The organism is Glycomyces sp. NPDC050141 (assembly GCF_055586545.1).
The window spans coordinates 55,559-79,275 of the sequence record NZ_JBVJHZ010000017.1 but is presented as its reverse complement, the minus strand read 5'-3'; the positions used below and the strand labels follow the sequence as shown (position 1 = coordinate 79,275).

The following is a 23,717-nucleotide window of genomic DNA, read 5'->3' as shown; positions in this document are numbered from 1 at the left end:
AGTGGTTAAGAGGCGGTTCCGGTCACAGTGGCGCCGTTCTTGGTGACCGTGTAGTCGACCGAGTCGCCTCCCCAGAAGTGGTACGTGATCGTGACGGGCTCGCCGTCCCTGATCGCGTTGACGAACGAGGTCGGAACGGTGATCGTGCCGCCGCTGTAGTTCGGCAGCCAGCTCACGTTGGACTCCTGGTACGGCGTCCAGGAGGCGGGGCCGGCGTTGGAGCCGTCCGCGTAGTGGGCCTCCATCTGCTCGATGTGGTCGCCCTTGAACTGCGTCGGGATGACGAGCGAGTTCGTCCCGGTCGCGTCCGAGAGCACGGGCTGGTCGAAGGTGATGATGTTGATGCGCCACGGGACGCCCGCGGAGAAGCGGGCCTCGACGGTGGCGTTGGTGCCGTAGGCGCGGTCGCCCGCGAGTCGGGTCAGGGCGGCGGCCTTGAGGGTGAGCGTGTCGCCCGAGACCGTGTAGTCGGTGCCTTCAGCGAGCTCCGTGCCGCCGTGCCACAGGCCCTCGAATTCGAGGCCGTTGCGGTTCAGCGTCTGCGTCACGTCGCCGACCGTCCCGGCCTTCTCGAGGTAGATCCGGTCGAACGAGGTGGAGCCCGAGCGGGTCGTCCAACTGGAGGAGATCCGGTCGAAGAGGTACTGGTCGTGCCACTCCAGGGTGTTGCGGTTGAGGAACTGGATCGCGTCCCAGATCATCGTCGTGAAGTGGTACTCACGGGCCTGGAACTGCAGGTCCTCGAAGAACTTCAGCATCTCCCCGTACTCGACCACCTCGGGACCGGTCACGCCGTAGTTCAGGATCGCCCACTCGCCCACGATGACCGGGATGCCGTTCGCCGTGAAGGTGTCGTGCGTCCGCTGGAACGAGCCCGCAAGGTCCGCCTGGGATTGCGCATCGTAGGTCGGGAACCCGGCGATGTTCACGGAGAACGGCCAGAACCCGTAGTAGTGGATGGTCGCGGCGACCATGTCGTCGTCAAGGCTGTCGATCATGGCCTTGACCGGGTCCAGGCGCTCCTGCGCGGCGTTGGTGTTCAGCGTCGGCAGGACCAGGAGCCGGTCGGCGTTGCCGCCGCCGGAGCCGCGGACGATGTCGTAGAAGGCGCGGTTGAGCTCTTCGTTGTACGGGTCGCCCGCGTCGCCTTCGGCGCCCGCGAACTGCGGCTCGTTGTTGCTCTCGAAGGACAGCCCTTCGGGGTAGTCCTTGAACCGCTCGGCGATCTGCGTCCACATCGCCTCGAACTTGGCCATGACGTTGTCGTGGTCGTTCGGCAGCTCGTCGAGCCACATCCACGAGTCGTGGTGGAGGTTGACCATGACCTGGAGGTCGTTCGCCAAGGCCCAGTCGACGACTTGCGCGACGCGCTCCATGCGCTCGGGCGCGATCGTGTAGTCCGGACCCGGGCCGGTGAACTCGTCCCAGGTCACGGGAAGCCGGATCGAGTTGTACCCTTCGGCCTTGTAGGTCTGGAGCAGTTCCTCGGTGATCATCGGGTTGCCCCAGGCGGTCTCGCCGCCCAGCGCGTCGAGCGTGTTGCCGATGTTCGTGCTCGGCTCCATGGCCGCGACCTGCTCGGTGGCGTTGTCCCATTCGGAGGGTCCGCCCGTGGGCGTCTCGGTGGGTTCGCCGGTGGTGCCGTCGCAGAGGCGGCCGTTGAGGCGGAACCCGGTCGGGTCGGTGTTCGCGCCGGACCAGGAGCCGGTGAAGCCGAAGGCGGCCGAGTCGCCGGTGGCGATCTTCTTGTTGTAGCCGTAGCTCTCGGCCTTCGCGGTCTCGCCCGCGGCGGTGTGCTTCGCGTTCCACATGCTCGTGACGCGCTGTCCGTCGGGCCAGGTCCATTCGAGGCTCCAGCCGTCGACCGGCTCGCCGAGGTTGGCGACCTCGACGTCGGCGATGAAGCCGCCCGGCCATTCGCCGGTGACCTCGTAGTCGACTTCGCAGCCTTGGGCCGCTTGGGCGCTGACCGCGCCGAGGAGGCCCGCAGTCAGGGCGGCGACGGCGGCTCCGGCTAGCACGCCTAGGCGCAGCCGTCTCCGGTGCGCGGTGGATGGACTCATCGCAGGACTCCTGTCAGGAGGGAGGGTTGTCATGAAGGGCCACGAATCTAAGCGCATAGATAGATGCGTATCCATGGCCCGTGAAGCACCGTAGGCCCCCGCACTCATCTTTGTCAATACATGAAACTAAGTAGGCACGTTGGGCGTCGACAATTCAGGACATTCGACTGGGGATCGGTGTGCGGCGCAGACTGAACAGCGGCGGTCGCGGGTGGCGACCGCCGCTGGAGGCGTCTGTTCGCAACCGGTTGGTTCCCGATGCTTACAAAGCGATGTGAGACAGGAAGGGCCGCTGCCGGTCGTCACCGCAGGGCGGTGATCTCCAGGACGAGCGCCTCGCCGGGGGCGAGCAGGGGGAGCTGGAATCCGACGTCGGCGAGCACCGAGCCGGGCAGGCGCAGGCCGCCTTGCGTCAGCCAAGGCGGGGGCACCTCGTCGAGTCCTTGCGGCACCGGCAGTTCGGGCACGGGCGCGACCCGGTACCTGGTGTCCGGGTCGAGGCCCGGCACCCGGAGCGCCGTGGCGAGCGCGCGGCCGCCGGTGGTGTGCCTGGCGGCGCGCACCACCGCGCGGGTGCGGTCGTCGCTGACGACGGCGGTCGCGGCCAATCCGTCGTCGCCGGTGGCGAGGTGACTGAGGGCGCCGGTGTGGAGGAGGCCGCGGAGGCGGCGGTAGCAGGCGATGCCGCCGCGCAGCAGATCCAGTTCGGCCGGGGTGCAGGCGGTGATGTCCCATTCGATGCCCGCGGAGCCGAGCAGCGCCGTCGCGATCCGGAAGTCCAGGCTCGACGCCCGGCGGGTGGTGTGGGCGGTCGGCGGTCCGATGTGGGCGCCGATGAGTTCGAGGGGCAGCAGCAGCTCGGTCCAGCGCTGGATCGCCAGGCGCTCAATCGGGTCGTTGGTGTCCGAGGCCCACACCCGGTCGGTCCGTTCGAGGATGCCGAGGTCGACGCGGGCGCCGCCGGAGGCGCACGACTCGATCTCCAGTGACGGGTGCCGGGCCCGCAGCCGGTCCAGGAGCCGGTAGACGGCCTCGGTGTGCCGGTGGACGTTCGCCCTCCCGGCGTGCACGGCCTCGATGAGGTCGCGGTTCTGGTCCCACTTGATGTAGTCGAGGCCGTATTCGGCGACGAGCGCGGAGATCGATTCGAGGAGGTGGTCGAACGCGTCCGGGTTCGACACGTCGAGCGCGTACTGGCCGCGCCAGGCGCGGGCCGAAGCGGGCTGGAGCAGCCATTCGGGATGCGCGCGTGCGAGATCGGAGTCCGGGTTGACCATCTCCGGCTCGAACCACAGGCCGAACTGCATGCCCAGGGAGCGGACGGTGCGCACGATCGGGTGCAGGCCCTCGGGCCAGACCTCCGGGTCGACGGTCCAGTCGCCGAGCCCGGCGCGGTCGTCGCGCCTGGCGGGGAACCAGCCGTCGTCGAGCACGAACCGCTCGACGCCGATCGAGGCGGCCGTGCGCGCCAGCGCTTCGAGGCGGTCGAGGTCGTGCTCGAAGTAGACGGCCTCCCAGGTGTTGAGGACGACGGGGCGGGGGCCGCGCGGGTGCGAGGGCCGGGCGCGCAGCGAGCGGTGGAACCGGTCGCCGAGGCCGTCGAGTCCCCGGTCGCTCCAGACGAACACGGCGTCGGGGGTGCGGAACGACTCGCCCGGGGCGAGCTCGATCTCTCCAGGGCGCAGCAGCGGTCCCGCGCCGAGGAGGGTCCGCGCTTCGGGGAGGGCGTCGTGGCGGTAGACCGCGTCGCCGCTCCAGGCGAGGTGGACCGCCCAGAGTTCGCCTGCGGCGGCGTCGAACCCGGGCGTGCCGAGGACGAGCGCGAATGGGGCGTCGTGGCCGGTGCGCCCGCGCCGGGTCTCCCGCACGCGGCTGCCCTGGAAGAGGGGCCCGTGCTGCGGGCTGCGCTCGCGGGTCCACCGGCCGGTGAAGTCGAGTGCTTCTGCGGCGCGGTCGTCGACCGGCAGGACCGCTTCGAGCGAGGCGAGGCTCAGCGGTGTCGCCGACGTGTTGGCGATCTCGTGCGCGATGCGCAGGACGCCGGCGTCGTCGAGGTGGAGTTCGCTGCGCAGGAGCAGGCCGGGGGCTTCGGCGCGGACGTGGAGCGTCCCGGTCTCGACGTCGGTCTCGAAGCCCTCGTCGGCGACTGTCCACTCAGGATATTGGGCCTGTCCGGCGCGGTGCGCGGCGAAGCCGGGGCGGCCCTCCCAGCCGTCGTGCTCGCCTGGCACGAGGGTGAGGGGCCACGGGGCGTCGAGCGCGCTGGGCGAGACGGGGCGGACGCGGGCCCGGTGCAGCTGCTCGAAGTCGCCATGGCTGAGGTCGCCGAGGTCGCGGCCCCAGTGCAGCACTTCGGGGAGCCCCCGCTCGGGCAGGTGCACGACCACGGACACGCCTCCGGCCCAGAGCATCCGGGTCTTCCCGCCGCTCTCGGGGCCGTCGGGGGCGTGCGGGGCGGCCCGGTCCGGCGCCGTGACGTGCTGCCGGAGCGGCGGCGGTTCGGCGACGGTTCGCGGTTCGGACATGGGGACTCCTCGGTGGACTGGCTGGGGCCGCCCAAGTATCGACAAGTCGCCCTTGTTTGTCAACTCATGAAACTAACCATTTCAGAACCGGAGGTGGTCGCGGATGGCGAGCACGGCCCCGGCCCGCGCCCATTCGGCGAACTCGAACGGCTGGATGTCGAGGGCGACCGGGGCCTCGTCGGGGCCCCGGAGCATCGCGATCGCGGCGTCGATCTCGTCGCGGGCCAGCTCGGTCACCGCGATGCCGTCGCCGGTGATGACGATCTTCTCGGGGTCGAGGGTGTTCGCGAGCATCCCGGACAGGACCCCGAGCGCGTGCCCGGCGTCGCGGAAGGCCTGCCTGGCGGCGGGGTCGCCGCCGCGCGCGAGCTCGAGGACGTTCGCGTAGTCGAGCCCGGGGGTGCGCAGCGCGGCGACGATCGCCGCGTTCGGGAGGTACGAGGCCACGCAGCCGCGGTGGCCGCGCTCGCAGCGCGGGCCGCCCGGGTCGACCGGCAGGTGCTCGACGCTCCCGGCCCGGCCGCTGGCACCGGTGACGACCTTGCCGTCGACGACGATGCCGACCCCGACGCCGGTGCCGACGGTCACGAGGACCATCGACTCGTATCCGGCGCCGACCCCGAACCAGTGCTCGGCCGCGGTCAGGGCGCGGACGTCGTTCTCGGTCGCGACGGGCACGCCCACCCGCTCGCCCACGAGGTCGGCGAGCGGCACCTCGCCCCAGCCGAGGAACGGCGACTGCAGCACGGTCTGGCGGTCGCCCTTCACCACGACGTCCCCGGCGAGGCCGATGCCGACCGCGGCGATGCCGGGGTGGTCGGCGGACAGGCGGGCGTAGACGCCGGCGATCTGCGCGACGGCGTCTTCGACCGACCGCGAGGCGAGGGGCTCGCTGTACTCGGCCAGCGCCTGCGCCGCGAGGTCGGTCACGACGGCGAAGAGGCGCTCGCCGGTGAGCTTGACGCCGAGGAACCGGCGGCCCTCGGGCCGGATGCGCAGGACCTCGCTGGGCCTGCCGGTGGCGCCGCGCAGTTCGAGGGGGCCCTCGGCGACCAGGCCCTGCTCGATGAGCGTGCGCGTGACGCGCGTGAGGCTCGCCCGCGACATGCCGAGCTCCCGGGCGATCTCCGCCCGCGACTTCGGCCCGTGGACCAGCAGCTCCCGCAGGGTGCTGCGCTCCAGGCCGCTCAGCGGGGCCGCGGGCGGGCGGTCGTCGGCCGCCGGTGTCTGCTCCATTGCGTTCTCCTCGGTTTGTTCAAGGCCAACGGTATCGGGAGGCGACCGGGCGGCACGATGCCCCTGGTTGAGGCTTTTACGGGTGTATGTCGGGCGGCCTTTGCAAACAAGTTGGTTTCATTAGTTGACAAAGTCGATGGCGTCTGCGTACGGTACAGCGCACCAGGTCAGGCATACACATACCTCGATACGCCCGATCTGCGTCACTCCTTATCCCTTCGCGACAACGAGGTTCAGCGACATGACCACTCCCTCAGACCGGGCGCCCTTCCGACGCCGCTCCCTCTTCAAGGCCGCGGGGCTCGGGGCCGCGGGGGCCGCGGGCCTCCCGGTCATCGCCGCCTGCTCCGACATCCAGGGCAGCACCGGCTCCACCCAGACGAGCGAAGGCTTCGACTTCCTCCCCACCCACGAGGACTGGCCGCTGCCGGTCCAGCCGGACCTGGTCGGCGAGCCGCCGCACCACCCCTCCGCGTTCACCTCGTACCCCGCTCCGGTCCAGGCCATCACCGACCTGCCTTCCGGCAAGGGCACCTACGAGATCAGCATCCCGTGCTGGGGCACCCCGCCCGCGCAGGACGACCCCTACTTCGCGAAGGTCGCCGAAACCTGGGGCGGCACCACGGTCAAGATCCGCCAAGGCGACGGCATGACCTACGGCGACACGGCCGTCCAGTGGGTCAAGGCCAACGAGTACGGCGACGGCATCCAGCTGTTCAACTACATGACCGGCTCCTTCGCCAACTTCCAGGAAACGGTCGTCAACTCCTTCTACGACCTCACCGAGATCGTGCAGGGCGACATCGCCGAGCGCTGGCCGCTCCTCGCCGCCCTCCCGTCCGACTCGTGGGGCCAGGCCGTGTGGTCCAAGGACCCGAACGACCCCGAGACCGCGGGCATCTACGCCATCCCCATGACCTACAGCGGCGGCCAGGGCAACGGCATCCTCGCCCGCACCGACCTCCTGGAGGCCGAGGGCCTGGCGATGCCGACCACGGTCGAAGAGCTCCTCGAGGTCTCCCGCGCCTGGACCACCGACTCGCGGTGGGCTTTCGTGGGCCTCGACTGGTTCATCGGCCAGTGGTTCAACCTCGGCGGCGTCGACGGCTGGAACTGGGACCCCGACCAGAAGAAGATGATCAACAACATCGAGAAGCCCGAGTTCACCGAACTCATGGAGTTCCGCCGCACGCTCTGGGACGAAGGGCTCATCCACCCCGACGCTCCGACCGGGACCCTCGACGCCGCCGCGATGCAGGAGGCCGGGCAGGTCATGTTCACCCAGGACAACCTGGTCCGCTGGAACGACTACAACCTCAAGGTCAAGAACGGCCAGGCCGAAGGCGCGGTCGCCCCGCTCCCGCCGCTCGCCGCGAAGGGCCGCGCCCCCATCGTGCCGCTGTCCGCCGGCATCGGCGGTTGGACCTTCCTCAACAAGGACCTCTCCAAGGAGCAGGTCGAGGAGATCCTGGACGTCGCGAACTGGTGCGCCGCCCCGTACGGCACCACGGAGTACCAACTGCTCAACTACGGCGTCGAAGGCGAGCACTTCGAGCTCGACGCCAGCGGCAACCCCACGTACATCGGGGCGGGCCCCGAGGTCGTCCAGGGCCCGGTGAACTTCAAGGCGTTCGCCCAGGTCGACACGTTCCTCACCGGCGACCCCGACATGGTCACCGCGCGCTTCGAGTACAACGCCTCGATCCAGCAGTACGTCGTGGAGCCCCCCTTCCAGGGCATCCGCATCGAGGCCCCCGCCGCCGCGAAGGCCGCTGGCACCACCCTCTGGGACCAGCAGTCGGACATCGCCTACGGGCGCGCCGACCTCTCCTCCATCCCGGAGATGGTCGAGACGTACTTCAAGAACGGCGGCGAAGACGCCCGCAAGCACTACACCGACGCGTACCTGGCCGTCTACGGCGACGAGTAGCACACCCGGTCGGGCGGTCCCGCGGCCGCCCGACCGCCGCCCGTACCGGAACTACACGACTGGAATCTGAAGCGATGGCAACTCTCCAGAGCACCGCACCACCGGAAGCAGGCGAGGCTTCCCGCCCGACGGCGGTCAGGCGCAAGCGCACCGTGGCGCAGCGGCTGCGGCACGACTGGCCGCTGCTGGTGCTGGCCCTGCCCGTGGTCGCGCACCTCATGGTGTTCCACTACTGGCCCTCGGCCTGGAACATCATCGCGTTCATGGACTACAGCCCCTACCGGCCCTTCTGGGAGAACCCCTTCGTCGGGTTCGCGTGGTTCGAACGGCTCTTCAACGACCCGTACTTCACCCCGGCGCTGCTCAACACCCTGAAGTTCGCGGCGCTGAACCTGCTGTGCATGTTCCCGCTGTCGGTCGTCCTGGCCCTGGCCATGAACTCGATCATCTCCCTCAAGGTCCGCTCCACGTTCCAGTCGGTGGTCTACCTGCCCCACTTCTTCTCCTGGGTGCTGGTCGTGACCGTGTTCGTCCAGGTCCTCGGCGCCGACGGCCTGATCTCGAACTGGCTCATGGACGGAGGCGGCGAACGGCTGCACTTCACCTCGAACCCCGACACGTTCATGTTCCTGGTGTGGATGCAGTGGGCGTGGAAGGACGCGGGCTGGGGGATGATCATCTTCCTCGCCGCCCTGGCGTCGATCAACCCGAGCCTCTACGAGGCCGCGGCCTCGGACGGCGCGGGACGCTGGCGCCGCATGTGGCACATCACCCTGCCCGGCATCAGGCCGGTCATCATCCTCCTGCTCATCCTCCAGATCGGCGGGATCCTCTCCGTCGGCTTCGAGCAGTACCAGCTCCAACGCCAGGCCGTCGGCTACCAGGCCACCGAAGTGCTCGACACGTACGTGTACTACCAGTCGATCGTCGGCAACCAGGGCGAGTCCTTCGGCACCGCCGCGGGCCTGTTCAAGGGCGTCATCGGACTGATCCTCATCCTCGTCGCCAACAAGATCGCGCACCGCCTCGGAGAGCAAGGGATCTACCAGAAGTCATGACCGCCATCAACGTCAAACCCCAGCGCCGCAACAAGAACCGGCCCATCTGGGACGAAGAGCCCTCGCTCGCCGGCAAAGCCGTCAAGTTCCTGTTCATGGTCTGCTACGCCGCCGCGATCGTCCTCCCGATCTGGGCCGTCGTCGCCACCAGCTTCGCCAGCGAAGACGCCCTCAACCGCGCCGGCGGATCCCTGCTCGTCCTGCCCACCGAAGTCTCGGTGCAGGCCTACCGCGAGATCTTCTCCGGCGGCGCGCTCACCGACTCACTGCTCCTGACCCTGACCCTGACCTTCGTCGGCACCGCGATCAGCGTGGTGCTGACCATCTGCGGCGCTTATGCGCTCTCGCGGACCGGGTCGCTGCTGCACCGCCCGATCCTCTGGCTCATCCTGCTGACGTTCCTGTTCGGACCAGGCATGTACCCCTCGTTCCTGGTCGTGCAGCAACTGGGCCTGTTCAACTCCTACTGGTCGCTCATCCTGCCCGGCGCGGTCGGCACGTTCAACATCATCATCCTGCGCGCGTTCTTCATGAACTCCATCCCCGGGGAACTGCTGGACGCGGCACGCATCGACGGCGCCGGCGAGTTCCGCATCCTCCTCACCATCGTCCTGCCGATGTCCAAGGCGATCCTCGCCGTCATCGCCCTGTTCTACGCGGTCGGCTACTGGAACATGTACTTCCAGGCCGTGCTCTACACACCGGGTCTGGAGACCCAGCCGATCCAGGTCGTCCTGCAGCGCATGCTCATGTCCACCCAGGGCCTGCCCGAAGGCGCCCAGGCCACGGCCCAGTACCAGGCCCGAGGGGAATCCGCGCCGACCGCTGCGCTGAAGATGGCCGTCGTCGTCTGCACCATCGTCCCGATCGTGATCATGTACCCCTTCATCCAGAAGCACTTCACGAAGGCCGTCATCACCGGCGCCGTGAAGGGATAACCCGCGGCTGTGAGGGTCCGCGAGGGAAGGGCGTCCGGACTTTTGCCGGGCCCGGACGCCCGCTACCCCTAGTCCCCCAGCCCCTTGACGCAAGTTCCCCAATCAACGCAAAGGAGCAACACGTGCGACGACGCACATTTGCCGCCACCGCAGGCGCTGCCGTGGTCGGGGCAGGCGCCCTGTCCATCCCCCTCATCGCCGGAGCCGAACAGCGCGACCGGCAGGGCGGCGACACCTACACCTGGAAGAACGTCGCCATCAACGGCGGCGGCTTCGTCCCCGGCATCGTCTTCAACGAGACCGAGGCGGACCTCATCTACGCCCGCACCGACATCGGCGGCTGCTACCGCTGGCAGGAGGACACCCGCACCTGGAAGCCGCTGCTCGACTGGGTCGGGCGCGACAAGTGGGGCTACTCGGGCGTGGTCTCCATGGCCACCGACCCGGTCGACACGAACCGCGTCTACGCAGCCGTCGGCACCTACACGATCGACTGGGACCCCAACAACGGCGCGGTCCTCTACTCCGACGACAAGGGCGAGAACTGGGGCATCGCCGAACTGCCGTTCAAGCAGGGCGGCAACATGCCCGGACGCGGCATGGGCGAACGCCTCGCGGTCAACCCCGCCGACAACGCCGAGGTCTACCTGGGCACCCCCAACGGGAACGGCCTGTGGCGCTCCAAGGACTACGGCCGCACCTGGGCCAAGGTCGAGGAGTTCCCCAACCCCGGCAACTTCGTCATCGACCCGAACAACATCACCCAGGCCGACAACCAGGGCGTCATCTGGATCGACTTCGACCAGATCGGCGGCAAGACCTATGTGGGCGTGGCCGACCCGGCCGACCCGCTGTACGTCTCCGAGGACGGCGGGGCGACCTGGCAGCCCGTCCCCGGCGCGGCCGAGATCCTCGGCGACGCCGGCGGCAACCGCACCTTCCCGCAGCAGTCCGCTGTGGACAACACCAACGGCTACCTCTACATGGTCACCAGCCACGACCCCGGCCCCTACAACGGCGCGCCTGCTTCCGGCAACGGCGGCAAGATCGTCCGCCTGGCGACCCAGACCGGCGAGTGGACCGACGTCACCCCGGCCTACAACCCGCGCGGCGTGATCCCCGGCTTCGGCGGGATCACCGTCGACCGCCAGAACCCCGGCACTCTCATGGCGGCCACGCGCAACAACTGGTGGCCCGACGAGATCCTCTACCGCTCCACGGACTCCGGCGCGACCTGGTCCCTCAGCTGGGACTACGCCGAAGGCCAGGACCGGCACGACCGGTTCGACATGGACAACTCCGGCAGCCCCTGGCTGTCATGGGGCGGCACCGACAGCGGCCCCGCGTACGCGGTCAAGCACGGCTGGATGATCGACGCGCTCGCCATCGACCCGCACGACTCCGGCCGCATCATGTGGGGCACCGGCGCCACCATCTGGGGCACCGAGGAACTGACGCAGTGGGACTCGCAGGGCGAGCTCATCGGCGAGAACGAGGCGGGCCAGCGCGTCGGCCTGCCCGTCGAGAAGTTCACGGTCGGCGTCCGCGCCGAAGGCGTCGAGGAGTGCGCGAGCCTCGACCTCGCCGCGATCGGCGGGACGCTCGTCTCCGCCGTCGGCGACGTCGGCGGCTTCGTCCACACCGACCTCGGCCGGGCCGAGCTGATGATCCCCACCGGCTGGTCCACCGGCACCAGCGTCGACTTCGCCGAGAAGGCCCGGGACATCGTGGTCGGCACCGGCAACGTGCACGGCAACGAGAAGGGCCACGTCGGGGTCTCGACCGACCGCGGCAAGACCTGGCGCAACGCCGCGCCCGTCGCGGGCGTCCCCGGCGACGGCCACGGCGGCACCGTCGCGGTCAACGCTGACGGGACCGTGATCCTGTGGACTCCCGGCGACTCCGAGGTCGCCCCGGTGTACAGCACCGACCTCGGCCAGTCGTGGAACCCGGTCGAAGGGCTCCCGGCCGGGGCGAAGATTCGCTCTGACCGCGTTCAGGCCTCGGTCCTGTACGCCTTCTCCGGCGGCACCTTCTACCGCAGTACCGATAGCGGCAAGACCTTCGCCGACACCGGCGCCCAAGGCCTTCCGACCGCGGGTGTGGACGTCTTCCGGGCCGTTCCCGGCCGCAAGAACCACGTCTGGCTCGCCGGGCGCGGCGACGACAAGGAAGGCGTCCCGGGCGGTATGTGGCAGTCCAAGGACGGCGGCACGACCTGGAAGCAGATCACGGTGTTCGAGACGGCCGATTCTATCGGCTTCGGCAAGGCCGCCAAGCGATCCGGCTACCCCGTGATCTTCACGTCGGCGCTGAAGGACGGCAAGGCCGCGATCTACCGCTCGACCGACGGCGGCGTCCGCTGGCGCCGCATCAACGACGACGAGCACCAGTGGGCCTACTCCGGTTCCGCGATCACCGGAGACCCGCAGATCTACGGCCGCGTCTACCTGACGACCAACGGCCGCGGCATCATCTACGGCGACATCAACGCCTGACGCAGTCGAGCCGCCCCGCACCCCGCGGGGCGGCTTTACCGGTATACGCTCCGATCTCCCCGTATGCAAGGAGAGCACTATCGTGAAACCTCTCGCCGCCACCCCGCCGATGGGCTGGAACTCCTGGGACGTGTTCGGCAGTTCGGTGACCGAGGCCGAGACGCGCGCGAACGCGGCGTTCATCGCCGAGCACATGGCCGAGCACGGCTGGGAGTACGTGGTCGTCGACATCCAGTGGTACGAGCCGAAAGCCCGCGCGGGCGGCTACAACCCCGGAGCCGAACTGGTCCTCGACGAGTACGGTCTCCCCCAGCCCGCGCCGAACCGCTTCCCCTCAGCGGCGGACGGTGCCGGGTTCAAACCGCTGGCCGACTACGTGCACTCGCTCAGCCTGAAGTTCGGCGTCCACATCCTGCGCGGCATCCCCCGCCAAGCCGTCGCCGCCGACGCGCCGATCAAGGACACCGGCTACACGGCCGCGCAGATCGCCGACAAGGACCGCCCCTGCGCGTGGAACGACGACAACTGGGGCATCGACCACTCCCACCCCGGCGGGCAGGCGTACTACGACGCGCTGGTGCGCCAGTTCGCCGACTGGGGCGTGGACTTCATCAAGGCCGACGACATGATCGGCCCGTACTGGGACGACGAGATCGAGGCGTTCAAGCGCGCGATCGACCGCTCCGGACGCGACATCGTCTTCAGCCTCTCGCCCGGCGTGGGGCTTTCGATCGACCACGCCGAGCACCTCAAGGCCCACTCGCACATGTGGCGGGTCTCGGGCGACCTGTGGGACCGCTGGCGGGACGTGGACGCCCAGTTCGACCTGCTCCGCGACTGGGCGCCGCACGCCGGCCCGGGCCACTGGCCCGACGCCGACATGCTCCCCTTGGGCCGCATGGGTCTCCGCGCCGAGGTCGGCGAGCCGCGCGACAGCCTGCTCACGCCCGACGAGCAGCGGACGATGCTCACCCTGTGGTGTGTCGCCCGGTCCCCGCTCATGGTCGGCGCGGACCTGCCGAGCTCCAGCCCGGAGACGATCGAACTGCTCACCAACCCTGAAGTCCTTGCCGCCGTGCGCCATCCCGTCGGCGCCCGCGAAGTCTGGCGCGAAGGCGAACTCCTCGCCTGGGTCTCCGAGGACGGCACCTTCGCGGCCGCCTTCAACCGGGGCGACACCGCGGTGAAGCTGATGCTCCCGTGGTCGTCCCTGGGTGTCCCCGAACCCGAGCGGATCCGCGACTGCTGGAACCGCGTCGACCTCGACTCCCCGGACCACCTCGCCGTCAAGCTCGAACCGCACGGCTCGGCGCTGCTCCGCCTGCGCTGAGCACCCGAACCTGAAGCGCGGCATGGCAGGCGGGCCGGGACGGTGTCCCGGCCCGCCTTCGCGTCACTGGTGCCGCCTGCGGTAAGCGGCGGGCGGGAGGCCGCATTCGGCCTTGAACGCGGCGTAGAAGCGGCTGACCGAGCTGAATCCCGACTCGGCGGCGACGTCGGCGATCGGCAGGTCGGTCGTGATGAGCAGGCGGCGGCCCTCGGCGAGGCGGCATCCGAGGAGGTACTCCCAGATCGTCGTGCGCACGATCTTGCGGAAGTGGGCCATCGCGTAGTTGGGGTGGAGGTTCGCGGCGGCGGCGACGTCGGCCACGGTCAGCGGCTCGCGGAAGTGCTCGGCGAGGTGGCGCACCATGGCGACGACGTGGCGCAGCGCGGGGTCGCCGCCGGTGTACGGGGCCGCGGGCTCCCCCGGCGCGTCCAGCGCGAGGCGGCGGACGCGCGCTTCGACTTCGAGGAGCAGGATGCGGCGGCGCTCGGGCTGCCCGCCCGCCAGGTCGGCGGCCCACTGCGTGAAGTTCGCGGGGTCCGACGGCATCGCGGTCGAGGGCGGGGCGATGAGCGGCTTCCCCGACAGCAGGCGGCCTACGAGCGCGGCGGGCAGGCCCCAGCCCAGGAACGTCGCGAACGGAACGTGCACCCAGTGCGCCCGGGTCGCGGTGTTGGCGACGAGCTGGTGCGGCACCGCCGCCCAGAAGGCCGCGACCGAGCCGGGCGCGATCTCGACGGGCTCGCCACCGAACAGGTAGAGCATCGTGCCGCCCTCGGCCACGAAGTTGATCTCCAGGTCGTCGTGCTGGTGGGCGGCGTCCATGAGGACGGGGCGCCCGGCCCACCCGAGCAGTTCGGGCGGCTGGATCGCGATCTGAGTATCCAAGAAACACCCGCTCGTATCGATGAAGACTTCTCGGATCGAAACTAATACGGTCATGGCGGCGTCCGGCACCGGCCGTTCGGCCATTCACCTGAAACGAAGGAGCTTCCCCGTGTTCGCTATCGGTATCGTCGGGGCCGGGCAGTTCGCCGGCGGCTTCGCGAAGCTGTTCGACGCCCACCCCGGCGTCTCCCGCGTCACCGTCACCGACGTCATCGCCGAGCGCGCTACGACCCTCGCCGCCGAGCTCGGCCTGGCCGGGACGGAGGACGACTTCGACGCGATGCTCGCCTCCGATGTGGACGCCGTCGCGATCTTCACCCAGCGCTGGACCCACGGCCCGCTCGTCGTCAAGGCGCTGCGCGCGGGCAAGCACGTCTACTCCGCCGTCCCGATGGCGTTCACAGTGGACGAGATCGGCGCGATCATCGACGCCGTCAAGGAGACCGGACTCACCTACATGATGGGCGAGACCAGCCAGTACAACCCCACCACGGTGCTCGCCCGCCAGAAGGCCGCCGAGGGCGCGTTCGGGCGCCTCTTCTACGCCGAGGGCGACTACGTCCACGACATGGACCACGGCTTCTACGCCGCCTACCAGTACAGCGGCGGCGCCGACTGGAAGAAGACCGCCAGCTTCCCGCCCATGAAGTACCCGACTCACGCCATCGGCGGCGTCCTCGGCGCCTGGGACACCCACGCCGTCAGCGTCAGCGCCATCGGCGTCCCCGACCAGCGCGGCGACGGCGTCTTCGACAAGGCCGTGAGCATGTTCGACAACGACTTCTCGAACGCGACCGCCCTGTTCGAGACCGCCGACGGCTCCAGCTTCCGCACCAACGAGTTCCGCCGCGTCGGCCTCGCCCACTGGATCCCCGAGTCCCGCTTCACCTTCTACGGCACCGAGGGCATCCTCGAGCAGAACTCCCGCGCCACCTTCTGGCACGGGCGGTCCGAGCCCCTGGAGGACGTGACCGAGCTGGTCCAGCCCGGCTGGGCCACCGGCGCCGACGACCCGGTCCTCGCCAAGGTCGACCCTGCGCTGCACGACTCGTTCATCTCCGGGCACGCGCCCGTCCACGACACCTCCGCGCTCCCGGTCGAGTTCAAGGGGCTCGGCAACGGCCACATGGGCAGCCACCACCTCCTCGTGCACGACTTCGTGACCGCCGTCAACGAGCAGACCCTGCCGAGCGTGAACGCCTGGGTGGCCGCGCGGTACACGCTCCCCGGCATCATGGCCCACGAGTCCGCCCTGCGCGGCGGCGAGCGCCTCCGCATCGACGACTTCGGCGACGCGCCGCAGTAGCGTCCCGCTGCGTCCGAACGCCCGGAGGCGACTCCGGGCGTTCGCCGTGTCAGCCGCGCGGCGGCGCGGTCGACTCGCGGACCACGAGCTGCGGTTTGACCACTGAGGACTTGAGGTCGGTCTTGCCTTGGAGCTGCTGCGAGAGCAGGTCGAATGCGCGCGCTCCCAGATCCTCGAAGTCCTGTTCGACCGTGGTCAGCGAAGGGCGCCAGAGCGAGACGAGCGGCTGGCCGTCGAAACCGGCGACGGAGACGTCGCGAGGGACGTCGAGGCCGCGGTCGGCCAAGGCCCGCATGACGCCCAACGCGATCTCGTCGTTCCCGCAGAACACGGCGGTCACGTCGTCGCGGCCCGCTATCCGCTCCCCCCAGCGGTAGCCGGACAGGGCGTCCCACTCCGAGTGCATCACGGTGGGGACCTCGGCTCCGGCGTCCTGCAGCGCGTTCCGCCAGCCCTCGGTGCGGCCCGAGGCCTTGCCGCCGGTGGGCCCGGCGATGTGGTGCACCGTGCGATGCCCTTGCCGCAGCAGGTATTCGGTCACCTGGCGCCCGCCCGCCGCCTCGTCGATGAGCGCCGCCAGTGAGCCGTCCGTGCGCTCCGACGCGCCCCCGGCCCCGACGACCGGGAGGGACTCGGGGAGCGCTTTCGAGACCTTCATGCCCGCGGCCCGGAACTCCAGGACGATCGCGCCGCCGATGGGCTGCGACAAGGCGAGGTCGACCGCCCGCGCCACCGCGTCGTCGTCATCTGACGAAAGGATGGTTATCGACACGGACATGCCCGCCTGCTGCGCGGCCATCTCGACGCCGCGCAGCGTGTTCGCGTAGCCGTAGCTCGAGGTCGTGGCCTCCGCGATGATCGAGATGAGGTTCGACTGGCTCAGCCGCAGGGAGCGGGCGGCGCTGTTGGGCCGGTAGCCGAGCTCCTTCACCGCCGCGTTGACCCGCGCGACCAGCTCCGGGGCGACGTTCTTGGTGCCGTTGAGCACGCGGGAGACGGTCGGGACCGAGACGCCCGCCGCCTTCGCTACATCGGCGAGGACGGGGGCGCGGTACGACTTCGGGGAGGCCATGCCATTGAGGATACGAGACGGTCTGCGCGAACCGCGCCCGGGATGCCACGGTGAGATAATCGTTATCTCAGATGTCGAGCCGAGCACGAATCAATTTCAAAGCTCCGACTGTGGCAGAGTAACTCGGTTGAGCAGGCATTTCATCACTGCCACAAGCGAATCTCATCGGGGCTCAGAAAGCCCTTGCCATCTCGATCATTGACCGACATCGATCATCTTGATAACCTTCTCTCGGCGATGGGCAGCGCAGGCCGACCCTTCCGGCACCTCGGGGCCCCGCTCCCGCACGTCGAACCGAAACCGTCAACCTCAGGGACATCACTAGGAGGACCCCTCTCATGGTCGAATTCTCACGCCGCAAGCTCCTCGGCGCCGCAGGTGCCGCAGCCGCGACCGCCGCGGTCGGCGCCGGCACCGCCGGATGCTCCGAGAACGCGGGCGGCACGGCGGGCGGCGACTACGACATGCCCGCATACCAGCCCGCACCCGAGCTGGACGTCCAGCCGTTCTACGCGACTGAGACCGAAGGCATGCTTGACGTCTACACCGAGCCGGTGCAGACCTACTTCAAATCAGTCAACCGCGAGCCCGGCTCCGGCGGCAAGGTCACGAGCTTCCAGCTCACCTGGGGCGACCCGTCGAAACCCCTGGACGAGAACCCGTACTGGCAGGAGCTGAACGAGCGCCTGGGCGTGAGCTTCGAGCCGCAGTTCGTGCCGCAGCCGGTCTTCGACCAGAAGTTCGCGACGATGCTCGCCTCCGGCGAGGTCCCCGACCTGGTCTTCGTCAACGACCAGTCCGCGGTGAACCTCCAGGGCATCCGCGACGGCGCGTTCGCCGACCTCTCCGAGGTGTTCTCGGGCGACAACATCCTCAAGTGGCCGAACCTGGCCGCACGTCAAGAGGAGATCTGGCAGGCGAGCCTCAAGGACGGGCGGATCTACCAGGTCCCCTCAGGGTCATGGGCGCTCACCAACCTGCCGGTGATGCGCGCCGACCTGGTCGACCAGACCTCGATCGGCCGCGCACCGAAGGACGCCGACGAGCTGTTTACCATGCTCAAGGAGGTCTCGGCGCTCGGTTCGGGCCCTGGCGGGCAGAAGGTGTACGGGCTCAACAAGTACGACGCCCACCCCGGTACTGCTTCGATGTTCCAGCGGCTGTTCAAGACCGGTCCCGAATGGCAGCTCGACGGCAACGGCGACCTCGTCCACATCACCCAGACCGCGAACTACAAGGCGATGCTGGAATGGCTCGCGCGCGCCTGGGCCGAGGGGATCTTCGACCCGGTCTCCATGTCCCCCACACCCACCGACATCGTCTCCGGCGCGGCCCTGCGCTACGACGCAGTCGGCGCCGCGATCGGCGCGGCAGGGCTCTCCCAGTGGGAGGCCGACCTGCCGGGCGCGAAGTTCGACTTCTTCGACATGCCGGGGTTCGACGGTTCCGCCCAGGTCGTCGTCCGCAACATCCCCTACGGCAAGTCGACCTGCATCTCCGCGGCCGCCGCCGAGGACGAGGACCGCCTCACCGAGATCCTCAACGTCCTCGACTACTTCTCGGCCCCGTACGGATCCGAGGAGCACCTCTTCGTCTACTCAGGGCAGGAGGGCCGCCACTTCGACTTCGACGAGCACGGTATCCCGATCCCCAACGCGGAGTATGCGACCGAGCTCGGCGTGCAGTACGTGGGCATCCCCGGCGGCGTCAGCTCATACTTCGTGCATCCCAACGCCGCCCCGTGGGTCGACTCCTTCGTGACGGTCATGGAAGCCATGGCCCAGAACTCTATCGCGCGCCCCCTCGAAGGATACGAATCTGCCTCGCAGACGTTCATCGCCAAGGGCGCGCAGCTGAAGCAGCTGTGGACCGACTTCGAGAACGGCGTCATCACCGGCCGCGAGAGCGTCGACGACCTCGAGTCCTTCGTCTCCAACTACATGTCGCAGGGCGGCACGCAGGTCAAGGACGAGTACACCCAGGCCCTCAAGGACGCCGGCAAGTGAGCGTGAGCGTCACCGACAACCCCGGGACCCGCACCGAGCGGGCCCCGGGGCCACCCGCAACCACGGCGAAGCGCCGCCCCAGAGGCTCACTGCGCCAACGTATCTGGCGCGAACGCTGGACGTACACGTTCATCATCCCGGGCGCGCTCTTCTTCGTGGTCTTCGCGTACGTGCCGATGCTCGGCAACGTCATCGCGTTCCAGCAGTACTCCCCCTTCAGGGGCATCGAAGGCTCCCCCTGGGTGGGGCTGGCGAACTTCAACGCGATCTGGACCGACCCCGAGATCCTGCAGGCCCTGCGCAACACGCTCATCATCGCGGTGTTGCAGCTGGTCTTCGCGTTCCCGGCCCCGATCGCCCTCGCACTGCTGTTGAACTCGCTCATCTCAGACCGCGTGAAACGCATGGTGCAGACGGTCGTGTACCTGCCGTACTTCCTGTCCTGGGTCATCGTGATCTCGGTGTGGCAGCAGGTCCTCGGCGGCGGCGGGCTCGTCGCGGGGATCCTCGACGCCTGGGGGATGTCTGGGTTCGACGCGATGACGAACGCCGACACGTTCAAGATCCTGGCTGTCCTCCAAGGGATCTGGAAGGACTGCGGCTGGGGCACGATCATCTTCTTCGCGGCGATCGCGGGCATTCCTTCGGACCGTTATGAGGCGGCCGCGATCGACGGCGCGACCGGCTGGCAGCGCACCTGGCACATCACGCTCCCGGCACTTGTCCCGGTCGCGACGCTCCTGCTCATCCTCAACATCGGCTCGATCCTCACCGTCGGCTTCGAGCAGCTGCTACTTCAACAGCCCATGGTCGGCGCCGAAGCCGCCCAGGTACTCGACACGTTCGTCTACTTCCGCGGCGTCATGGGCGGGCAGTGGGGCGTGGCTACGGCGGCGGGCCTGCTCAAAGGGGTCATCGGGACCATTCTCGTCCTGTCGGCCAACCGTTTCGCGAAGAAGCTCGGCGGAGAGGGGATCTTCTGATGACCGCCATCGCAAAGCCCACCGGCCGTCCGCCGTGGATGGACGCCGCGCCGGTCTGGGTCCGGGCCGCCAAAGCCCTGGTGATCACCCTGATCGTGACCACCATGATCTACCCGCTCGTGTACGTGATCGCGATGAGCTTCGCGGCACCGTCCCAAGCCCGCGCCGGAGTCATCTTCCCGACCGAGTTCTCCCTGGACGCCTACCGCGCGATCTTCAACGGCGGCACCGTCACCCAAGGCCTCACGAACTCGCTCTTCATCACCGTCGTCGGCACCCTGCTCTCCCTCGCCGCGACCTCGATGCTCGCCTGGGGCCTGGCACGCACCCGCCAAGTCCCCGGCGCCAAGATCGTGCTCGTCATGGTCCTCGCGACCATGTTCTTCTCGGCCGGCATCATCCCCAACTTCATGCTCATCAAATACCTCGGGCTCCTGGACTCCACCTGGTCCCTGATCATCCCCGGCCTCATCTCGGCCTTCAACATGATCGTCATCAGGAACTTCTTCCAAAGCCTCCCAGAAGAACTCATCGAAGCCGCCAGGATCGACGGCGCAGGCGAATGGAGGATCTTCCTGCAAATAGTCCTGCCCCTCTCCAAACCCGTCCTAGCGGTCATGGGCCTGTTCTACGCCGTCGGCTACTGGAACACCTACTTCAATGCCTTGCTGTACATCAACGACGCCGAGAAGTGGCCCATCCAAGTCGTCCTGCAGCAGTACGTCCTCGCCGGAGTCCAGATCCCGGGGGCGATCGTCTCGCCGGACCAGCCCCCGCCTCCCGGCGTGACGCTGCAGATGGCGGTCATCGTCCTCGCCACCGTCCCCATCCTCATCGTCTACCCGTTCCTCCAGCGCTACTTCACCTCCGGCGTCCTCACCGGCGCCGTTAAGGGTTGAGAACCATGAAGGGGCCGAGCGCTGTCGCGCTCGGCCCCTTCACCCTCCCCAGGTCAGGCGGCGCGGATCAGACGCCAGCGCTGCGTCACGGCGTTCTTGTCGGACCACTGGATCGCGGGCTCGCCGTCGACCTCCTTGTTGCCGTTGTCGAGCACCATGCCGGAGCGTTCGCAGGTGAGCTTGACGGCGCCGCCGCCGACGTCGGTGATCTTCCACCGCTGCGGGGCCGTGCCGTTCTCGGTCCACTGCTTGACCTGCGCGCCTTCGGCAGTGGAGTTGCCGTTGTCGAGGGCTTTGCCGGAGTGCTCGCACACCAGCTTGTGGTAGCCGCCGCCGACGTCGGTGATCTTCCACCGCTGCTGCGCGCCCCCGTTCTCGGCCCATTGGATCGCCGCGCGTCCGTCTACCGTGGATCTGGCGTTCTCGAGGACCTTCCCGGAGCGCTCGCACATGAGGAGGTAGGTCGCGCCTGACTCGACGGCCGGGGTGGAGCGCATGTGCGCCAACGTGCCCCAGCCGAGGGCATCGAACCCGCCGGAGTTGCCGCCGTAGTCGCCGCCGCCGCCTTCGGGCCGGGCGAGCGCGGCCATGCGCGCGACGTGGGGCACGCGCATCCCGCGCCGGACGCTGTAGTGGTTGTAGACGAGTTCCCACACGGGCCGGATCTGGCCGCGCGCGCCTTCGGAGACGACGGTGTGCTCGACGCCGTCGCAGTTGCGGTAGGTCGTGAACGGCACGTCGTAGCCGAGGTTGTAGCGGGCGACGTACTCGGCGGCCTTCGCGAAGGCGTTGTCGCGCGCGGAGTACAGGTCGAGGCCCTGGCTCCAGGCCATCTCCATGAAGGTGCCCATGAGGCCGATGCCCATGATGGAGTGCGCCTGGTCGCGGCCGGACTCCTGCCACTGGGCGAGGTCGCCGTGGATGAACGGGATCGCGTTGGTGATCGATCCGGCGCCCGCGCCCTTGTGGAAGTAGTCCACCGCTTCGTCGATCTTGGCCTGGTCGTCGCAGAGGATGCCGATGGCGAGCATCGAGGCCATGTTGCACAGGTCCCAGTTGGCCCAGTAGTGGGTGTCGCAGGTGCCGTTGTGGCGCACCAGGAAGTCGGCGTTGAGTTCGTAGAAGACCGTCTTCATCATCTGCTGGAACCGGCCCAGTTCGAAGCCGGGGGCGCCGCGGACCAGCTCCCCCGCGTTGGCGAACTGGTAGCCGTAGATCCCTGACGCGAGGCGGGAGTCCGAGGGCGGCCAGTAGATCGACTTGAGCGTCGCCGACCATGCGTTGCAGATGCGGACGGCCGCGTCGCGGTGGGCGGTGTCGCCGCTGACGCGCCAGCGCAGGGCGTTCTGGTAGGCGGCGTGCGCGTCGTTGTAGAGCAGCCAGTAGTTCTGGGGTTTGTCGGTGTTGCCGCGGACGATCTCTTCGACGGGCTGGGGCGTCCAGGTGCTCGCCGAGTGGCCGTTGGCGACCAGCTTGTCCCAGCCCTGCTTCCAGGGCTGGGCTCCGGTGTCGACTTTGGCCTTCATGCGGTCGAAGTCGGCTTGGAGGTGCAGCATCCCGGGGTGGGCGAGCGCTTGTGTGCCGACCTCCTGCTGCTGGGCTCTGGCGACGGCGAGTCCGCCGGTTCCGGCTGCGGCGACGGCGGTGGCGGCGACCGCGCCTCTGAGGAGGTGCCGCCGTTTGAAGCGGGCGCTGCCGGTGCGGTTGTCGGTCATGGTGCTCCTTCGGCTGTCGTTGGCGAGGGGGCTGGGGGGTACGCGAGCCGAGATCGGATAACGTTATCCCCCATATTTGAAGATAAGGTTATCATCCATATATGTCAATATCTAGAGGCACTGTATCGCCACCTCGATGCCCGCAACGACCACTGCATATAGCGAGTCAAGGCGTCCCGGTTACTGGACTCCGATCTCGACACGAGCAATCTCGGACACTAGATTAGATATCGTTATCCCTCAGGCCTACCAAGGATTCCGCATGACCGACCGCATCCCCGGGCTGTTCGCCATGGACCCCGTGTACCTCCCCAAGCTCTTCCCGGAGCCCTACCTGCGCCGCCTCCGCGCCGTCCTCGACATCGACCCAGGCTTCGTCGCGCGCGACTTCAGCGACGAGCGGACGGCCGCCGCGCTCGCCGGAGCGGAAGTGCTCATCACCGGGTGGGGCGCGCCCCGGCTCGATCCGCCCGTGCTCGCCGCCGCCGGAAAGCTGCGCGCGGTGCTCCACGCGGCGGGCAGCGTCCAGTGGATCGACCGCGCCGCCTACGAGCGCGGCATCGCCGTCGTCTCGGCGCAGAGTGCCAACGCCGTGCCCGTCGCCGAGTACACGCTCGGGGTGATCCTCTTGGCGGGCAAGAACATCTTCGGCCTGCGCGAGCGGTTCCGCACCGAGCGCGGCTTCGTGATCGGCGAGGACCACGGCCGGACCGGCAACTTCGGGCGCACGGTGGGTCTGATCGGGGCCTCCAGGATCGGACGGCGCGTCATCGAGCTACTGCGCCCGTTCGACTTCGAAGTGCTGCTCAGCGACCCGCACGTCGACGCGGACGAGGCCGCCCGCCTCGGCGTGCGGCTCGTGGACCTCGACGCGCTCATGGCGAAAGCCGACATCGTCTCGGTCCACGCCCCGGACCTGCCGGAGACGCGGGGCCTCGTTGACGCGACGCGGTTGGCGGCCATGAAGGACGGCGCCGTGCTCGTCAACACCGCGCGGGGATCGCTCGTCGACACCGACGCGCTCGTGGCCGAACTGGCGACGGGCCGGATCTCGGCCGTCCTCGACGTCACCGATCCCGAGCCGCCGCCTCCGGCCTCGCGCCTGTTCGACCTGCCCAACCTCTTCCTGACGCCGCACGTTGCGGGCTCGCAGGGCAACGAGCTGGCCCGCATGGGGCTCAGCATCGTCGAGGAGGCCGAGCGGCTGGCCGCCGGCGAGCCGCTCGTCCACGCCGTCGACCCGGGCCTGCTGGCGATCCAGGCCTGAACACCG

At 68.9% G+C, this 23,717-nt stretch carries 16 protein-coding genes; 10 read left to right on the top strand and 6 right to left on the bottom strand.

The annotated features are described in order from the left end of the window. Nucleotides 1–5 precede the first annotated feature (5 nt). The 3 genes from ACZ60M_RS12615 to ACZ60M_RS12605 all read right to left on the bottom strand — a co-directional run bounded on the left by ACZ60M_RS12615 (nt 6) and on the right by ACZ60M_RS12605 (nt 5,824). On the bottom strand, nt 6–2,063 hold the full coding sequence (locus tag ACZ60M_RS12615) for a cellulase family glycosylhydrolase (protein ID WP_465417532.1): 2,058 nt from the start codon (nt 2,061–2,063) through the stop codon (nt 6–8). Nucleotides 2,064–2,365: 302 nt separating this feature from the next. Further along, nucleotides 2,366–4,474 (bottom strand): alpha-galactosidase, encoded by a 2,109-nt coding sequence (locus tag ACZ60M_RS12610; RefSeq protein ID WP_465417569.1) that lies wholly within the window; start codon nt 4,472–4,474, stop codon nt 2,366–2,368. A 195-nt stretch (nt 4,475–4,669) separates the two neighbouring features. Continuing rightward, nucleotides 4,670–5,824, bottom strand: coding sequence for an ROK family protein (locus tag ACZ60M_RS12605; RefSeq protein ID WP_465417530.1), 1,155 nt, complete (start codon nt 5,822–5,824; stop codon nt 4,670–4,672). A gap of 241 nt (nt 5,825–6,065) precedes the next feature. Here ACZ60M_RS12605 and ACZ60M_RS12600 point away from each other — a divergent pair, with 241 nt between their 5' ends. From ACZ60M_RS12600 to ACZ60M_RS12580, 5 genes are all read left to right on the top strand, one after another. Beyond that, a complete protein-coding gene (locus tag ACZ60M_RS12600) occupies nt 6,066–7,754 on the top strand; it encodes a type 2 periplasmic-binding domain-containing protein (protein WP_465417528.1) in 1,689 nt (562 codons plus the stop codon). A gap of 74 nt (nt 7,755–7,828) precedes the next feature. After that, the gene (locus ACZ60M_RS12595; RefSeq protein ID WP_465417526.1) at nt 7,829–8,812 is read left to right on the top strand and encodes an ABC transporter permease; all 984 of its coding nucleotides are present in this window, start codon (nt 7,829–7,831) and stop codon (nt 8,810–8,812) included. Continuing rightward, on the top strand, nt 8,809–9,750 hold the full coding sequence (locus ACZ60M_RS12590; RefSeq protein ID WP_465417524.1) for a carbohydrate ABC transporter permease: 942 nt from the start codon (nt 8,809–8,811) through the stop codon (nt 9,748–9,750). Before ACZ60M_RS12595 ends, ACZ60M_RS12590 begins: the two co-directional genes overlap by 4 nt. Before the next feature lie 122 nt (nt 9,751–9,872). Then, complete coding sequence (locus ACZ60M_RS12585; RefSeq protein WP_465417522.1) at nt 9,873–12,248, top strand: sialidase family protein; 2,376 nt, start codon at nt 9,873–9,875, stop codon at nt 12,246–12,248. Nucleotides 12,249–12,330: 82 nt separating this feature from the next. Beyond that, nucleotides 12,331–13,578 carry a glycoside hydrolase family 27 protein gene (locus tag ACZ60M_RS12580; RefSeq protein WP_465417520.1) on the top strand — a complete coding sequence of 416 codons (1,248 nt, stop codon included), beginning with the start codon at nt 12,331–12,333 and terminating at the stop codon, nt 13,576–13,578. 63 nt (nt 13,579–13,641) lie between these two features. Here ACZ60M_RS12580 and ACZ60M_RS12575 read toward each other — a convergent pair whose 3' ends face one another. Then, the gene (locus ACZ60M_RS12575; RefSeq protein WP_465417518.1) at nt 13,642–14,463 is read right to left on the bottom strand and encodes a helix-turn-helix domain-containing protein; all 822 of its coding nucleotides are present in this window, start codon (nt 14,461–14,463) and stop codon (nt 13,642–13,644) included. Nucleotides 14,464–14,515: 52 nt separating this feature from the next. Between ACZ60M_RS12575 and ACZ60M_RS12570 the strand changes: the two genes are divergently transcribed. Continuing rightward, on the top strand, nt 14,516–15,769 hold the full coding sequence (locus tag ACZ60M_RS12570; protein ID WP_465417516.1) for a Gfo/Idh/MocA family protein: 1,254 nt from the start codon (nt 14,516–14,518) through the stop codon (nt 15,767–15,769). 49 nt (nt 15,770–15,818) lie between these two features. On the opposite strand, the gene ACZ60M_RS12565 is transcribed toward ACZ60M_RS12570, so the two are convergent. Continuing rightward, a complete protein-coding gene (locus ACZ60M_RS12565; RefSeq protein ID WP_465417515.1) occupies nt 15,819–16,841 on the bottom strand; it encodes a LacI family DNA-binding transcriptional regulator in 1,023 nt (340 codons plus the stop codon). Nucleotides 16,842–17,179: 338 nt separating this feature from the next. On the opposite strand from ACZ60M_RS12565, the gene ACZ60M_RS12560 reads away from it, so the two are divergent. From ACZ60M_RS12560 to ACZ60M_RS12550, 3 genes are read left to right on the top strand one after another with little or no spacing between them, the layout of a single operon-like run. After that, nucleotides 17,180–18,847, top strand: a complete 1,668-nt coding sequence (locus ACZ60M_RS12560; RefSeq protein WP_465417513.1) for a type 2 periplasmic-binding domain-containing protein — start codon at nt 17,180–17,182, stop codon at nt 18,845–18,847. After that, nucleotides 18,844–19,830 carry an ABC transporter permease gene (locus ACZ60M_RS12555; protein ID WP_465417511.1) on the top strand — a complete coding sequence of 329 codons (987 nt, stop codon included), beginning with the start codon at nt 18,844–18,846 and terminating at the stop codon, nt 19,828–19,830. The genes ACZ60M_RS12560 and ACZ60M_RS12555 overlap by 4 nt, the downstream gene beginning before the upstream one ends. Continuing rightward, nucleotides 19,830–20,729 (top strand): carbohydrate ABC transporter permease, encoded by a 900-nt coding sequence (locus ACZ60M_RS12550; protein WP_465417509.1) that lies wholly within the window; start codon nt 19,830–19,832, stop codon nt 20,727–20,729. Before ACZ60M_RS12555 ends, ACZ60M_RS12550 begins: the two co-directional genes overlap by 1 nt. Nucleotides 20,730–20,782: 53 nt before the next feature. Here the strand turns inward: ACZ60M_RS12550 and ACZ60M_RS12545 are convergent, their stop codons facing one another. Next, the gene (locus tag ACZ60M_RS12545) at nt 20,783–22,444 is read right to left on the bottom strand and encodes an RICIN domain-containing protein (RefSeq protein ID WP_465417507.1); all 1,662 of its coding nucleotides are present in this window, start codon (nt 22,442–22,444) and stop codon (nt 20,783–20,785) included. 262 nt (nt 22,445–22,706) lie between these two features. Between ACZ60M_RS12545 and ACZ60M_RS12540 the strand changes: the two genes are divergently transcribed. Beyond that, nucleotides 22,707–23,711, top strand: coding sequence for a hydroxyacid dehydrogenase (locus tag ACZ60M_RS12540; RefSeq protein WP_465417505.1), 1,005 nt, complete (start codon nt 22,707–22,709; stop codon nt 23,709–23,711). Nucleotides 23,712–23,717: the final 6 nt, after the last annotated feature.

What these genes read in the sequence shown, in the direction of transcription:
- ACZ60M_RS12615 (WP_465417532.1), bottom strand. Translation starts at nt 2,063, where the DNA reads ATGAGTCCATCCACCGCGCACCGGAGACGGCTGCGCCTAGGCGTGCTA.
- ACZ60M_RS12610 (WP_465417569.1), bottom strand. Translation starts at nt 4,474, where the DNA reads ATGCTCTGGGCCGGAGGCGTGTCCGTGGTCGTGCACCTGCCCGAGCGG.
- ACZ60M_RS12605 (WP_465417530.1), bottom strand. Translation starts at nt 5,824, where the DNA reads ATGGAGCAGACACCGGCGGCCGACGACCGCCCGCCCGCGGCCCCGCTG.
- ACZ60M_RS12600 (WP_465417528.1), top strand. Translation starts at nt 6,066, where the DNA reads ATGACCACTCCCTCAGACCGGGCGCCCTTCCGACGCCGCTCCCTCTTC.
- ACZ60M_RS12595 (WP_465417526.1), top strand. Translation starts at nt 7,829, where the DNA reads ATGGCAACTCTCCAGAGCACCGCACCACCGGAAGCAGGCGAGGCTTCC.
- ACZ60M_RS12590 (WP_465417524.1), top strand. Translation starts at nt 8,809, where the DNA reads ATGACCGCCATCAACGTCAAACCCCAGCGCCGCAACAAGAACCGGCCC.
- ACZ60M_RS12570 (WP_465417516.1), top strand. Translation starts at nt 14,516, where the DNA reads ATGGCGGCGTCCGGCACCGGCCGTTCGGCCATTCACCTGAAACGAAGG.
- ACZ60M_RS12565 (WP_465417515.1), bottom strand. Translation starts at nt 16,841, where the DNA reads ATGGCCTCCCCGAAGTCGTACCGCGCCCCCGTCCTCGCCGATGTAGCG.
- ACZ60M_RS12560 (WP_465417513.1), top strand. Translation starts at nt 17,180, where the DNA reads ATGGTCGAATTCTCACGCCGCAAGCTCCTCGGCGCCGCAGGTGCCGCA.
- ACZ60M_RS12550 (WP_465417509.1), top strand. Translation starts at nt 19,830, where the DNA reads ATGACCGCCATCGCAAAGCCCACCGGCCGTCCGCCGTGGATGGACGCC.
- ACZ60M_RS12545 (WP_465417507.1), bottom strand. Translation starts at nt 22,444, where the DNA reads ATGACCGACAACCGCACCGGCAGCGCCCGCTTCAAACGGCGGCACCTC.
- ACZ60M_RS12540 (WP_465417505.1), top strand. Translation starts at nt 22,707, where the DNA reads ATGACCGACCGCATCCCCGGGCTGTTCGCCATGGACCCCGTGTACCTC.